Source organism: Methylobacterium sp. Leaf89, from assembly GCF_001422215.1.
Lineage (GTDB): Bacteria > Pseudomonadota > Alphaproteobacteria > Rhizobiales > Beijerinckiaceae > Methylobacterium.
Genome location: NZ_LMML01000026.1, coordinates 76,478 through 90,014, shown reverse-complemented (window position 1 = coordinate 90,014; position 13,537 = coordinate 76,478). Strand labels below are relative to the sequence as shown.

The following is a 13,537-nucleotide window of genomic DNA, read 5'->3' as shown; positions in this document are numbered from 1 at the left end:
ATGATGGGGACCCGTCCGATTCGAAGCTGGCGGCCGCTGGCCGCGCCCGTCCCTACACGATGGCGATCCGGATAGACGAGTGCGAAAGCGCATCCGGGCGCCGTCGGGGCGCCCCGACCGCACGTCCTACCGGGCGGCCGGCGCGTGGGACAGGAAATCCGCCACCGCCGCGACGAAGCGCTCGCCGTAGGCCTCGCGCTTGCGCTCGCCGACGCCGTGGACCGTGCGCAGGGCGTAGAGGTCGACGGGCTTGGTGCGCGCCATCTCGATGAGGGTCCGGTCGGGGAAGACCATGAAGGCGGCGATGCCCTCGGCCCGGGCGATGGTGGCGCGCAGGCCGCGCAGGTGCTGGAACAGGGCCTCGGTAGCGGGATCGAGATCCAGGCTCGCGTCCTCGCGGGCCGCCCCGCGCTTGCGGTCGCGCGGCTCGGCCACCTTCGGCTCGGGGTCGGGCCGCATCTGGATGGCCTCGCGGCCGAACAGGATCGCCTCGCCCTTGTCGGTGAGCGAGAGCCCGCCGAACCCGTCGCCGTTCTCGGTCACGGCCCCGGCGGCGAAGAGCTGGCGCAGCATCGCGCGCCAGGCGGCGATGGGCTTGTCGGCACCGACCCCGAAGGTCTTCAACGCCGCGTGGCCGTTACGCCGGATCGTGTCGGATTCCTTCCCGTGCACCACGTCGCAGACATAGGCGGCGCCGAAGCGCTGGCCGGTGCGCACGATGGCCGAGAGCAGCTTCTGGGCCGGCACCGTCGCGTCGATGAGCGAGACGCCGCTGCGGCAGAGGTCGCAGCGCCCGCAGGGTTCGCTCGCCTCGCCGAAATAGCCGAGCAGCGACTGGCGCCGGCAGGTGGCCCCTTCGCAGAGCGCGATCATGGCTTCCAGCTTGCGCCGCTCCACGCGCCTGCGCTCGTCCGGCACGTCCTTCTCGTCGATCTGGCGGCGGCGCAGGGCCATGTCGTCCAGGCCGTAGATGGTCAGGGTGTCGGCAGGCAGGCCGTCGCGGCCGGCGCGGCCGATCTCCTGGTAGTAGCCCTCGACGTTGGAGGGCATGTCGGCATGGCAGACGAAGCGCACGTCGGGCTTGTTGATGCCCATGCCGAAGGCCACCGTGGCGGTCATCACCACGCCGTCCTCCTGCAGGAAGGTGTCCTGGTTCCGCATGCGCGTTCCCTGGTCGAGGCCGGCATGGTAGGGCAGGGCGTTGAAGCCGTCCTTGGCCAGGGTCTCGGCCAGCTGCTCGGTGCGCTTGCGGGACGAGCAGTAGATGATTCCGCTCTCGGCGCGCCGGTGGCGCAGGAAGCGCTCGATCTGGCGGGTGGGGTTGTCTTTCGGCGTGAAGGTCAGGCGGATGTTCGGCCGGTCGAAGGAATGGACGAAGGCCTTGAGTTCGCGACCCGCCGGGAACAGCCGCTCGGTGATGTCGGCCCGGGTCGCCTTGTCGGCAGTGGCGGTGAGCGCCACGGTCTGGACGTTGCCCAGCGCCTCGCGGGCCCGGGCGAGGTCCCGGTATTCCGGACGGAAGTCGTGACCCCATTGCGAGACGCAGTGTGCCTCGTCCACGGCGAGCCGGCGCACGCCGGCGCCCCGCAGGGCATCCATGAGCCCCTCCATCATCAGCCGCTCGGGCGAGACGAAGAGCAAGCGCAGGTCGCCGGAGCGGATCTGCCGCCAGGTCTCGCGGGAGGTCGCCTCGGCGACGGACGAGTTCAGGGTCGCGGCCGCCACGCCGAAGCCGAGCATCTGCTGCACCTGGTCGTGCATCAGGGCGATCAGCGGCGAGACCACGACGGTCAGCGACGATTCGACGAGCGCCGGCAACTGGTAGGTCATCGACTTGCCGGAGCCCGTGGGCATCACGGCGAACACGTCGGCCCCGTCGAGGACGGCGCCGATCACCTCGTCCTGGCCGGGCCGGAAATCGTCGTAGCCGAAGGTGGTCTTCAACGCGGCGCGAGCCTCGTCGAGGCGGCTTGTCATGGGCATCCTGGCCTGATGGTGAGCGGGCGGGCCGCTTGCGGCGCCGATGTGTCGGCAAGACGCTCGACGCGTCTACACGGGTGACGCGTCGATCCGGGGATCGGCATAATGCCTCTGACCATCCGAAGCGAGGAGGTCAATCGCCTCGCGGAGATGGTGGCCACCTGGCCAAGACGAGCCAGACCGAAGCGGTGCGCCGGGCCCTCGCACAGGAGTTCATCGGCAACGACATCACGCAGACCGACAGTCCGGGGATTCTCGTCTGACGCTCCGACACCATTGGGCAATCAGTTCGACGCGATCCGCCCGTCCGCGACCTTGACCATATCGGCCCGCCCGTCCAGCTCGCCGAACAGGGCCGGGTCGGCCCCCGTCATCCAGACCTGCCCCTGCAGGGCTTCGAGGGCATCGAAGAGCCCGGCGCGCCGGCGCGGATCGAGATGGGCCGCGACCTCGTCGAGCAGGATCACGGGCGCCAGGCCGCTCATGGCCTGGACAAGGCGGGCATGGGCGAGGACGAGGCCGATGAGGAGTGCCTTCTGCTCGCCGGTGGAGGCGGTGGCGGCGGGCACGTCCTTCGGGCCGTGGCGGACCACGAGGTCGCTGGTCTGCGGTCCGCTCAGGGTTCGGCCGGCGGCGCGGTCGCGGCTGCGGCCCTGGCGCAGGGCCATGCGGAAGCGGTCCTCGGCCTCGATCGCGGGCCAGACCGCCACGAGGTCGTCGAGGTCGCCTTCCAGGCGCAGGCCGGCCCAGGGAAAGGGCTGGGCATCGTCACGGGTCTCGGCGATGAGCCGATCCAGGCGCTCGGCAGTCTCGCGCCGGGCCAGCGCCACGGCGACGCCGAGCTCGGCCACCTCCCGCTCGATCGCGTCGAGCCATTGGCCATCGTTGGGCCGCTCGTCGAGCAGGCGGTTGCGCGAGCGCAGGGCGCGCTCCATCGCGTTGACGCGGGCGCCGTGGCTCGCGTCCACCGCGAGGACGAGGCGGTCGAGAAAGCGGCGCCGGTCACCGGCCGGGCCGCGAAACAGACCGTCGAGATCCGGGGTCAGCCAGACCACCCGGAGGAACTCCGAGAAGGCCACGGGCGAGGGCGCGGTGGCCCCGTCGATCCGGCACAGGCGGGCGGCGCGGCCGTCGAGGCCGGGCGGTTCGTAGCCGGTGCCGATCCGATGCTCGGTCTCATCCCCCGCCAGGGTCATGGACACGGCGAAGCCGCCCGGCCCGCCGGTCCGCGGCATCGCCGAGAGGTCGGCGCGGCGCAGGCCGCGTCCCGGCGAGAACAGCGAGATCGCTTCCAAAAGGTTGGTCTTGCCGGCCCCGTTCTCGCCCACCAGGGCGACGAAGCGACGGTCGACCGCGAGGTCGAGGTCGGCGTGGTTCCGGAAGTCGCGGCAGATCAGACGGGTGAGACGCACCCGCCTGCCCTTAGCCGATCACCCGCGGCCTGTCTCGCACCGCGACGCCACGAGCGGCGATCACACCCGCATCGGCATCAGCACGTAGAGGGCGGCGGCGCCCTCGCGGTCCTGGATCAGGGTCGGGGAGCCCGGATCGGCCAGCTTGAAGAGGGCGGTGTCGCCCTCGAGCTGACTCGTGATGTCGAGGAGGTAGCGGGCGTTGAAGCCGATATCGAGGGCGGGGGCGTCGTAATCGACGTCGAGTTCCTCGGTGGCGCTGCCGGAATCGGGGTTGTTCACCGAGAGGGCGAGGCGGCCCTCCTGCACGGCGAGTTTCACCGCCCGGCCGCGCTCCGACGAGATCGTCGAGACGCGATCGACGGCCTTGGCGAAGACGTCGCGCTCGACGGTGAGGAACTTGTCGTTGCCCGACGGGATCACGCGCTGGTAATCCGGGAAGGTCCCGTCGATCAGCTTCGAGATCAGCACCACGCCGCTGGCGAACTTGAAGCGGATCTTGGCCGGCGACAGGTCGATCTCGACGCTCTCGCCGCCATCCTCCACCAGCTTGATGATCTCGGCCACCGCCTTGCGGGGCACGATGATCCCCGGCATGTCGCGGCTGCCCTCGGGCGCCTCAATCTCGACGCGGGCGAGGCGGTGCCCGTCGGTGGCGACGCCGCGCATGCGCAGGGTCCCGTCGACCTCGATGGTGTGGAGATAGATGCCGTTGAGATAGTAGCGCGTCTCTTCCGTCGAAATCGCGAACTGCGTCTTCTCGATCAGGCGCTTCAGATCGGAGGCCGCGATCACGAAGCGGGTCGGCAGCTCGCCGGCCGCGAGATCGGGGAAATCCCCCTCGGGCAGGGCGCCGAGCGAGAAGCGCGAACGCCCCGAACGGATGGTCATCTGCCCGGTCTCGCCGCTGGTTTCGAGCGAGACCTGGGCGCCGTCCGGAAGCTTGCGCACGATGTCGTAGATGACGTGGGCGGGCACCGTGGTGGCGCCGGCATCCACCACGTCGGCCGGAATGGTCTCCGTCACCTCGATGTCGAGGTCGGTCGCCCGCAGCTCCAGGCTGCCTGCGTCGCAGCGGAGGAGGACGTTGGACAGGATCGGGATGGTATTGCGGCGCTCCACCACGCGGTGCACGTGGCCGAGCGACCGAAGAAGGGCCGCACGCTCGACAGTGACTCTCATGGTCTGAACTCGTGGTCTCTCGTCGGACGTCGCCGGAACGGGCGCGATCGAAGCGCTCCGGTTCCACGTGCGCCCTGGCACCGTGGCCGTCGAACTTGGCGAAGCCTCCGGGCGAACGCAAGTGCGAGAGGCCGGCTATCCGCGGATGTTTCGGGGCGTCGCACGACGGCGCGACACCCCGGCGCGCTCAATCCTGCAGCATGCGCTTCAGAAGCTCGACCTCGTCGTTCAGGACGTTGTCCTCGCCGATCAGCTTGTCGATCTTGCGCACGGCGTGCAGCACGGTGGTGTGGTCGCGCCCGCCGAAGCGGCGGCCGATCTCGGGCAGCGAGCGCAGGGTGAGCACCTTCGACAGGTACATCGCGATCTGGCGCGGCTTGACCACGGCGGCGGTGCGCCGCTCGGACAGGATGTCGGAGCGCGAGACGTTGTAGCGCGAGGCCACCAGCTTCTGGATGTCCTCGATCTTGATGCGCTTGGGCTCGCGGTTCTTCACGAGATCGCGGATCGCCGTTTCGGCGGTCTCCATGGTCACGGCCGTGCCCGTGAGGGTGGCGTGGGCCAGGAGCCGGTTCACGGCGCCTTCGAGATCGCGACCATTGGCCGTGATCGCCCGGGCGACGTAGGTGGCCACCGTCGGGGATACTTCGAAGTTCGGATGCGAGACCTGCACCGCGGCCAGGCGCGCCGAGAGGATCGAGGCGCGCAGCTGCTCGTCGAGGCTGCCGATCTCCACCACGAGGCCACCAGCCAGGCGCGAGCGCACGCGCTCCTCCAGGGCTTCGAGCTCGGTGGGCGGACGGTCCGAAGCCACGACCACCTGGCGGCCGGCATCGATCAACGCGTTGATGGTGTGGCCGAACTCGGCCTGGATCGACTTGCCCTGGATGAACTGGACGTCGTCGAGGATGAGGAGGTCGATGGCGCGCAGGCGCTCCTTGAAGGCCAGCGCGTTCTGGGTCTTCAGCGCGTTGACGAAGCCGTACATGAAGCGGTCGGCGGTGAGGTAGATCACCCGGCGGCCGGATTCCCGGGCGGCATGGCCGATGCCGTGGAGGAGGTGGGTCTTGCCCAGGCCGACGCCGGCATGGAAGTAGAGCGGGTTATAGAGGGCACCCTGGCCGTCGTGGCGGGCGACGCGCTCGGCGGCGGCGTGGGCCAGGGCGTTCGAACGGCCGACGACGAAGCTCGCGAAGGTCAGGCGGTTGTCGAGGGGGGCGCCGTTGAGGTCGCCGCCGGCCTCGCCGCGCGGGGCCTGGGCCGACTCGCCCTCGGAGACGTTCAGGCCGTCCCCGTGCGACGGCATCGCCGAGCCGGCGGCCTGGAGGCGGGCGAGGGGGCTCGCGGCGCTGCTCGCCGTCTTCGGGACGCTGGGAACGGGGCGGGCCGCGGCGGAGGGACCCCGTACCGAGACGTCGAGGCGCGACACGGTCTCGACCTCGCTGCGGAAGGTGTTCAGCACCCGGTCGAGGTAGTGGGATTCGATCCAGCTCTTGAGGAATCGGGTGGGCACCGTGAGGCGGGCGGTTCCGTCCAGGACCTCCACCAGTTCGAGGCGGGCGAACCAGCTCGCGAACACATCCTCGCCCAATTCCGCCCGCAGGCGCCGCTTCACCCGGGCCCAGGCAGCCACCGTATCGGGACCGCTCACGCCGCTCATGCCCATCTCGGCATTGCCGGACACGCTACCGTCGACATGCATCATCGCTCTCCTCGTCCCGAGAGCGGAGGGCCGCCACCGGTACGTACGCACACTTGACTGACGTTGCGCCCCGCGAGGCATTCGCGAGACCCATATTGCCGGACCAGAGTCAACTGCCTCCGGGAAGGCTTTTGTCGATGAAGCAAGCCTATCAACAATAAGCTACGGTTCTCCTAACAACGGGACTTACGGGGATAGCTAAAATTGCAGCAATTCCGACGCGGGGTTCGGGTGCCGAGTCCAGGCGAGGCTCCCACCTTGTGTACGATTCGCCCTGGACTCGCCGTAACCGGGTATTTGTTGGTTCATCGTGACACATCGTTAAGCTACACTCGCCCTCGACAGGTCGCAACAAGACAGATTCCAGTTAGCGTTAACGCCGTGTCACCGGATCTGTCCCGATTCGGGCGTGTCAGGGGCGTCGTCTCGCATGGTCTCGGTCGCGGCGGGCGCGTGCTCCGCGCAAGGGCCGCAGAAGCCGAAACGAAAAAAGCCCGGCATCGCTGCCGGGCTTTTTCGCGTCTCTGCTGGAAGGATGGCTCAGGCGGCGAGCGCCTTCACCCGCGCGGCGAGGCGCGAGACCTTCCGGGAGGCGTTGTTCTTGTGCACGATGCCGTGCTGGGCGGCCCGCATGATCTCGGGCTCGGCGGCGCGGAGGGCGGTCAGCGCGTTGGACTGATCACCGGCGGCGATGGCCTCCTCGACCTTGCGGACGAAGGTGCGCATACGGCTGCGACGCGAGCGGTTGACCGCGGTGCGCTTCGCAATCTTGCGGGTCATTTTCTTGGCCGACACGGTGTTGGCCATGGGGCATCCTCGTCACGTTTGAGGCGATCGCGACGGGCCCGCGGGCTTGAGTGTCGGTGGATCGCGTGCAGGTTGTTCGGGCAATGGCGAAGCCGACGATCGCGGAGTGCGCGTCCGTCGGCGATGTGGGCTCTATAGCCACGCGTTGCCGATCCGTCAACGGAACGTCATCGTGCCGTCGTCGGTTCGGCGCCCAGGGGGGCTGTCGACGCGCCACCCGAGCGCGAGAGGAGAGCGGATGCGGAGCGAGGCGGATCGGGCGCGGATCGCGCGGCATCGACCCCAATCGGGCATGGCGACCCCGCGATTCTCGGGGCTCGCCAGTTTCATGCGCCTGCCCGTGATCGACCCGTCCGAAGCACCGGAGCGAATCGAGATCGGTCTCATCGGCATTCCCTTCGACGGCGCGACCACCAACCGGCCCGGCGCGCGGCTCGGTCCGCGCGGCGTGCGCGAGGCCTCCACCGGCACCCGCGCCCGGAACGCCGCCACCGGCGTGGCACCCTACGACCTCGCGGCCTGCGCCGATCTCGGCGACGTTCCCGTCAATCCCGTCGACGTGGCCGCCACGGCCCGGGCCATCGAGGCCTTCTACCGGCCCCTGGCGGATGCCCGGATCGTTCCGCTCTCGGTCGGGGGCGACCACTTCGTCACCTACCCGGTGCTCCGGGCCCTCGGAGGAGCGCGTCCCGTCGGCCTGATCCACATCGATGCCCACGGCGACACCGATGACGCGCAGTACGACGGCACGCGCCTGACCCACGGCACCCCGTTCCGCCGCGCCATCGAGGACGGCGTCCTCGATCCCCGCCGGATGGTGCAGATCGGCCTGCGCGGCAGTACCGATTCGGCGGACGAGCTCGACTGGGCCCTGGCCCAGGGCGTACGCATCCTGCCGATGGAGGCGGTGATCGATCGCGGCCTGCCAGCGGTCCTGGCCGAGGCCCGCGCCGTGATCGGCCCCTTGCCGGCCTACCTGAGCTTCGACATCGACGCCCTCGACCCCGCCTATGCGCCCGGCACCGGCACGCCGGAGATGGGGGGCTTCACGGCCCGCGAGGCGCTGCAGATCGTGCGCGGGTTGCGCGGCCTGGATCTCGTGGGTGCCGATGTGGTCGAGGTCGCACCGCCCCTTGATCCCTCCGGTGTGACGGCGCTCGCGGGGGCGACTCTTGCCTTCGAGATCCTCTGTCTCCTCGCCGAGGCGGTCGAGGCACGCAGAACGGGTTGAGCGAGCGGCCGACACACGGATGTCCGGCGGACCGGTCGAGAACCCTCTCGAGCTGAATCGTCGGGAACGAACCGAATCGGTGCTCACCGACGAGAACGGGACGCGGGCAAGCCTGGATATTAGTCTGACAGCGGGCGTGCGCGAACTCAGGCGAGCGCGGACCCGCACCCTCCCGGGCCCGGCGCCGCATCGGACACTGGTTCGAACGGTTGACCTGAGCGGTCCCGGCGCAGAGCCTGCGCCGACCGATTCACCCGGAAGGTCTGCCGCTTGGAACCCGATCTCACGCTCTACCACGCCCCCCAGACGCGATCCTCCGGCGTGCGCATCCTGCTCGAGGAACTCGCCGCGCCGCACACCCTGGACGTTCTGGACCTGCCGTCGGGACGGGGGCGGGAGCCCGAGTACCTGCGGATCAATCCCCTGGGGAAGGTGCCGGCCCTGCGCCACGGCGAGGCGCTGATCACCGAGCAGGCGGCGATCTACCTCTACCTGGCCGACCTGTTTCCCGAGCGGGGCCTCGCTCCGCCCATCGGCGACCCGCTGCGCGGGCCGTACCTGCGCTGGATGGTCTTCTATGGCTCGACCTTCGAGCCGGCGGTGGTCGACCGGGCACTTCAGCGCGAGCCCGGTCCGAGGGCGATGTCGCCCTACGGCGACTTCGACGCGGTGCTGGGGACGGTGGTGGAGGCGCTGACGCCGGGCCCCTACCTCCTCGGCGACCGGCACTCCGCCGCCGATGTGCTCTGGGGCGCCGCGCTCAGCTGGACCACGAGCTTCAAGCTGGTGCCGGAAGAGCCCGCAATCATGGCCTACCTCGCCCGCATCAACGCCCGTCCGGCGGTCCGCAAGATCATGGCGGCCGAGGCCGCTCTCTCGGCGGAGCTGGAGGCGGCGCGGGCCTGAGCGAGGGGCCGCCCCCATGCAAGAGAAGGGATACGGCCGGACGCTCAGCCCGGCGGCAGTGCCGCTCCGCTGCCCCGGGCCACCATCTCCTGCGGGGGAACGTCCGCCGCGAAGGCGGCGATCAGGTGCACGCCGATCACCGGGCCGAACACCAGCGTCATCATCACGGCCATGATCAGCGCGACGCTGGCATCGCCCGGCGTGGAACGCCGTGTCCTGGGCCGGCGCGCCTTGACGCGCACGAGCTTGGAGCCATCCGCGCGGCGGAAGCTGAGGGTCCGCACGGGCGCCACGGCGACGCGCAGGCGTGGAAAGGCATTCGATAAGGTCATGGGCTCACCTCGTTCGACCGGGCCATCGGGGCCGGTCGCGGGCGAGCCGGATCAAGCGATCAGGCGCGGGTCTCGCGGAGGGCCATCGGCGGCGCGGTCCATCGACTACTGTCGCTGGGCATTGGGGTCGGGAGTTCCTGTGGAGTTGCGCGGGCGAGCGGATCTGCTGCACGTGCGAACGACGCCGAAATGATGCGGCGAGAGGTGTTAGTCAAGCCTTAACGCGCCAGCCCGCGATCGGCTCCGCGCGCTTGTCCCGAGCCTGTGGATCATACGTCGAGGAGGTGGGCGAAACGCTGGATCAGGCGGCGGCCGACCTCGTCCTTGTCGAGGGTCGGCCAGGTCTCGACGGTGCCGTCGCGCCCGACCAGATGGACGGTGTTGGCGGTGCCGCCCATCACCCCGCCGGCCGGCGACACGTCGTTGGCGACGATGAGGTCGCAACCCTTGCGGGCGATCTTGGCGCGGGCGTTCTCGAGAACCCGGTCGGTCTCCGCCGCAAAGCCGACGACGAGGCGGGGGCGCCCGGCCGAGCGTCCCGCGATGGTAGCGAGAATGTCGGGGTTCTCGACCAGGGCGAGGGGCGCCGGCGCGGAGCCGTCCTTCTTGATCTTGGACGCGCGCGTCTCGGCCGGTCGCCAGTCGCCGACGGCGGCGGCGAAGATGGCGAGGTCGGCGGGGAGGGCGGCCTCCACCGCCGCCAGCATCGCGCGGGCGGTCTCGACCGGGACTACCTGCACACCGGGCGGCTGGGGAATCGCCACCGGCCCGGAGACCAGGATGACCGTCGCGCCGGCCGCCGCCGCGGCGGCCGCGATGGCATGGCCCTGGCGCCCGGAGGAGCGGTTGGCGAGGTAGCGCACGGGGTCGATCGGCTCGTGGGTCGGCCCGGAGGTGACGAGCACGCGCCGGCCGGCCAAGGGGCCGGACGCGGCCTCAACGGTCGCGCCGCGTCCCGCCAGGAAGCCGAAGCCCGAGGCTGGACGGGCCTCCGCCAGCATCGTCTCCACCGCGTCGGCGATCTCGGCGGGCTCGGCGAGGCGGCCGGGCCCGAACTCCGCTTCGGCCATGGCGCCTTCATTGGGACCGACGACGCGGACGCCGTCGCCGCGCAGGGTCGCGAGATTGCGCTGCGTGGCCGGGTGCTGCCACATCCGCACGTTCATCGCGGGCGCGATCAGGATCGGCAGGGTTGTGGCCAACAGCACCGTGGCGGCGAGGTCGGACGAATCGCCCGTGGCCATGCGGGCCATCAGGCTGGCGGTGGCCGGCGCGACCACGATGGCGTCCGCGTCCCGGGCAAGCTTGATGTGACCGATGTCGGCTTCCTCGGCCCGGTCGAACAGGTCCGTATGGGCGCGTTCACCGGCGAGGGCCGCCGCCGCCAGGGGCGTCACGAATTCCTGGGCCCCCTTGGTCAGGAGCGGGCGCACCTGTGCCCCGCGCTCGCGCAGGCGCCGGATCAGGTCCAGCGCCTTGTAGGCGGCGATGCCGCCCCCGATGACGAGGAGGATGCGGCGGTTCTGGAGCGGGCGGGTCATGGTCGAACCCCTCGGGAGGCGAGCCTGACGGAGCGTTGCAAGGCAGGCTACCGGAACGCCATCACCAGCGCACCGATGGCGATGCCCCACAGGGCCACCGTCGACCAGATCGCGCGCTTGCGCTCGGCCCGGGCGAAGGCGTCGAGGCGACCGGCGTCGCTGGAACCCCGCTCGTCGAGGCGCACCAGGATGCGGCGCAGGCGCTGGGCGAGGTCGGGGAGGTCCGAGACCACGTCGGTGATGGTCAGAGCGGCGCGGCCGAGGCTCTCGACACGGCCCACCGGCCCGAGGTTGCGGGCGATCCAGGAGCGCACCACGGGCTCCGCGCCGGTCCACATGTCGAGTTGCGGATCGAGCGAGCGGGCGACGCCCTCGACCACCACCATGGTCTTCTGCAGCATCACCAGTTCGGTGCGGGTGCTCATGTCGAACAGGGCGGTGATGTCGAACAGCAGGGTGAGCACCTTGGCCATCGAGATCTCGTCGGCCTTGCGCTGATGGATCGGCTCGCCGATCGCTCGGATCGCCTGGGCGAAATCCTCGACCGAATGGTGCGCCGGCACGTAGCCGGCCTCGAAATGCACCTGGGCCACGCGCTTGTAGTCGCGCAGGATGAAGCCGAGCAGGATCTCGGCGAGGAAGCGCCGCTCCATGTGCCCGAGCCGGCCCATGATGCCGAAATCGACGGCCACGAGCGTTCCGGTCGGATCGACGAACAGGTTCCCCGGATGCATGTCGGCGTGGAAGAAGCCGTCCCGGATGGCGTGGCGCAGGAACGACTGGATCACGGCCCGGCCGAGGGCCTTCGGGTCGTGTCCGGCCGCCACGATGGCGGCGCGGTCGTTGAGGCGGATGCCCTCGATCCACTCGCTGGCGAGCACGTCGCGGGCGGTCAGCTCCCAGTCGGGCTTCGGCACGCGGAAATCCGCGTCGTCCCGGGTGTTCTGCGCCAGCTCGGACATCGCGGCCGCTTCGAGCCGGAAGTCCATCTCCATCATCACGGAGCGGGCGAGGATCTCCACCACCTCGCGGGGGCGCAGGCGCTCGGCCTTGGGCGAGAGCACGTGGACCACGCGGGCCATGAAGCGCATGACCTGGAGGTCGCGCTGGAAGCGCTCGCGCACGCCCGGGCGCATGATCTTGATCGCCAGCACGCGCTCGTTGCCGTCGAGGTCCAGGCAATGGGCCTTGTGGACCTGCGCGATCGAAGCCGCCGCGATGGGCGGGCTGAACGAGACGAAGAGATGCGCCACCGGCTTGCCGAGCGCCGCCTCGACCAGGCGGATCGCGGTCTCCTGCGGGAACGGGGGGACACGGTCCTGCAGGGTCTCGAGGTCGCGGGCCGCCGCCATGCCGACGATGTCGGGGCGGGTGGCGAGGAACTGGCCGAACTTGACGTAGCTCGGCCCGAGGCGCGTCAGGGCGCGCTGGAGCGGGCCGGCGCCGACCCCCAGGCCGCGACGCTCCAGCATCCGGCCGATCCGCAGGACGAAACGCAGGTGCGGCGGAAGCTCGGCAGAATCCACCAGCGCGAGCGCGCCTTCGCGGGCGAGCACGAAGCCGACATGCGCGCCCCGGACCAGGTGAACGACGGCGCCGAGCATCAGGCGGCCCGCGTCGTCACGAAACCCGCCGTCACGAGACCTTCCAGCCCGAATGGATCGCCACGATGCCGCCCGTCAGGGGCCGATGGCTGACGTGCCGGAACCCGGCCGCCTCGATCATGCCGGCGAAACGCCCGGGGGAGGGGAACTTGCGGATCGATTCCACGAGGTAGCGGTAGGAATCCGCGTCGCCGGCCACGCGCGCGCCGAGGCGCGGGATCACGTGGAACGAGTAGGCGTCGTAGATCCGGTCGAGCACCGGGAGGTCGACCTTCGAGAATTCGAGGCAGAGGAACCGGCCGCCGGGCTTCAGGACCCGGTGCGCCTCGGCGAGCGCCTTGTCGATCCGGGGTACGTTCCGAATGCCGAAGGCGATGGTGTAGGCATCGAACCGCTCCGCCGGGAGCGGCAGCGCCTCGGCATTGGCCGTGACGAAGTCGATGCGCCCGGTGAAGCGGTCCCCGGCCCGCTCGGCGCCGACGCGCAGCATGGCCTCGTTGATGTCGAGCACGGTGGTGTGCGTCGCGGGGCCGCCGGCCTCCAGGGCGCGGAACGCGATGTCGGCGGTGCCGCCGGCCACGTCGAGGTGCCGGAAGAGCCGGTTGCGCGGCGGCCGCAGCATCGAGATGAGGTGCGACTTCCAGGCGCGGTGCAGTCCACCCGACATCAGGTCGTTCATGAGGTCGTAGCGCTTGGCGACGGAGCGGAAGACGTCGTCGACGCGCCCCTGCTTCTCGTCGAGGGACACGCTTTCGAAGCCGAAATGCGTGCTCGCCTCGTCCGCGGATTGATCGACCGACCGTTTCACCGAACTCATGGACCACCCTCTCGCGGACGCTC

General features: G+C 70.3%; 11 protein-coding genes. 2 read left to right on the top strand and 9 right to left on the bottom strand.

What is annotated here, in order from left to right; all coding sequences use genetic code 11:
• Positions 1-126: 126 nt before the first annotated feature.
• The 5 genes from recQ to rpsT form a co-directional block, all read right to left on the bottom strand.
• Positions 127-1,977: a DNA helicase RecQ gene (gene recQ, locus ASF18_RS09840; protein ID WP_056351140.1), complete on the bottom strand. Its 1,851-nt coding sequence runs from the start codon at positions 1,975-1,977 to the stop codon at positions 127-129.
• A gap of 287 nt (positions 1,978-2,264) precedes the next feature.
• On the bottom strand, positions 2,265-3,392 hold the full coding sequence (gene recF, locus ASF18_RS09835; protein ID WP_056274775.1) for a DNA replication/repair protein RecF: 1,128 nt from the start codon (positions 3,390-3,392) through the stop codon (positions 2,265-2,267).
• Between the two features lie 60 nt (positions 3,393-3,452).
• Complete coding sequence (dnaN, locus tag ASF18_RS09830) at positions 3,453-4,574, bottom strand: DNA polymerase III subunit beta (protein WP_056222704.1); 1,122 nt, start codon at positions 4,572-4,574, stop codon at positions 3,453-3,455.
• Between the two features lie 187 nt (positions 4,575-4,761).
• On the bottom strand, positions 4,762-6,276 hold the full coding sequence (dnaA, locus tag ASF18_RS09825; RefSeq protein ID WP_056223003.1) for a chromosomal replication initiator protein DnaA: 1,515 nt from the start codon (positions 6,274-6,276) through the stop codon (positions 4,762-4,764).
• A 540-nt stretch (positions 6,277-6,816) separates the two neighbouring features.
• A complete protein-coding gene (gene rpsT / locus ASF18_RS09820; RefSeq protein WP_055951936.1) occupies positions 6,817-7,083 on the bottom strand; it encodes a 30S ribosomal protein S20 in 267 nt (88 codons plus the stop codon).
• 292 nt (positions 7,084-7,375) lie between these two features.
• Here rpsT and speB point away from each other — a divergent pair, with 292 nt between their 5' ends.
• Together speB and ASF18_RS09810 are read left to right on the top strand one after the other, a co-directional pair.
• Positions 7,376-8,314 carry an agmatinase gene (gene speB, locus ASF18_RS09815; protein ID WP_348271393.1) on the top strand — a complete coding sequence of 313 codons (939 nt, stop codon included), beginning with the start codon at positions 7,376-7,378 and terminating at the stop codon, positions 8,312-8,314.
• A gap of 270 nt (positions 8,315-8,584) precedes the next feature.
• Entirely contained in the window at positions 8,585-9,220 is a 636-nt protein-coding gene (locus ASF18_RS09810) for a glutathione S-transferase family protein (RefSeq protein WP_056274771.1), read from the top strand.
• 44 nt (positions 9,221-9,264) lie between these two features.
• Here ASF18_RS09810 and ASF18_RS09805 read toward each other — a convergent pair whose 3' ends face one another.
• From ASF18_RS09805 to ubiE, 4 genes are all read right to left on the bottom strand, one after another.
• Entirely contained in the window at positions 9,265-9,552 is a 288-nt protein-coding gene (locus ASF18_RS09805) for a hypothetical protein (RefSeq protein ID WP_244472648.1), read from the bottom strand.
• 269 nt (positions 9,553-9,821) lie between these two features.
• Entirely contained in the window at positions 9,822-11,093 is a 1,272-nt protein-coding gene (coaBC, locus tag ASF18_RS09800) for a bifunctional phosphopantothenoylcysteine decarboxylase/phosphopantothenate--cysteine ligase CoaBC (RefSeq protein ID WP_056351136.1), read from the bottom strand.
• A gap of 47 nt (positions 11,094-11,140) precedes the next feature.
• Complete coding sequence (ubiB, locus tag ASF18_RS09795; RefSeq protein WP_056351134.1) at positions 11,141-12,697, bottom strand: 2-polyprenylphenol 6-hydroxylase; 1,557 nt, start codon at positions 12,695-12,697, stop codon at positions 11,141-11,143.
• A 31-nt stretch (positions 12,698-12,728) separates the two neighbouring features.
• Positions 12,729-13,514 carry a bifunctional demethylmenaquinone methyltransferase/2-methoxy-6-polyprenyl-1,4-benzoquinol methylase UbiE gene (gene ubiE, locus ASF18_RS09790; protein WP_056351133.1) on the bottom strand — a complete coding sequence of 262 codons (786 nt, stop codon included), beginning with the start codon at positions 13,512-13,514 and terminating at the stop codon, positions 12,729-12,731.
• Positions 13,515-13,537: the final 23 nt, after the last annotated feature.

Bases quoted from the DNA above. Each gene is read 5' to 3' on its own strand.
- ubiB (WP_056351134.1), bottom strand. From the start codon at position 12,697: ATGCTCGGCGCCGTCGTTCACCTGGTCCGGGGCGCGCATGTCGGCTTC.
- speB (WP_348271393.1), top strand. From the start codon at position 7,376: ATGGCGACCCCGCGATTCTCGGGGCTCGCCAGTTTCATGCGCCTGCCC.
- rpsT (WP_055951936.1), bottom strand. From the start codon at position 7,083: ATGGCCAACACCGTGTCGGCCAAGAAAATGACCCGCAAGATTGCGAAG.
- ASF18_RS09805 (WP_244472648.1), bottom strand. From the start codon at position 9,552: ATGACCTTATCGAATGCCTTTCCACGCCTGCGCGTCGCCGTGGCGCCC.
- dnaA (WP_056223003.1), bottom strand. From the start codon at position 6,276: ATGCATGTCGACGGTAGCGTGTCCGGCAATGCCGAGATGGGCATGAGC.
- recQ (WP_056351140.1), bottom strand. From the start codon at position 1,977: ATGACAAGCCGCCTCGACGAGGCTCGCGCCGCGTTGAAGACCACCTTC.
- coaBC (WP_056351136.1), bottom strand. From the start codon at position 11,093: ATGACCCGCCCGCTCCAGAACCGCCGCATCCTCCTCGTCATCGGGGGC.
- ubiE (WP_056351133.1), bottom strand. From the start codon at position 13,514: ATGAGTTCGGTGAAACGGTCGGTCGATCAATCCGCGGACGAGGCGAGC.
- dnaN (WP_056222704.1), bottom strand. From the start codon at position 4,574: ATGAGAGTCACTGTCGAGCGTGCGGCCCTTCTTCGGTCGCTCGGCCAC.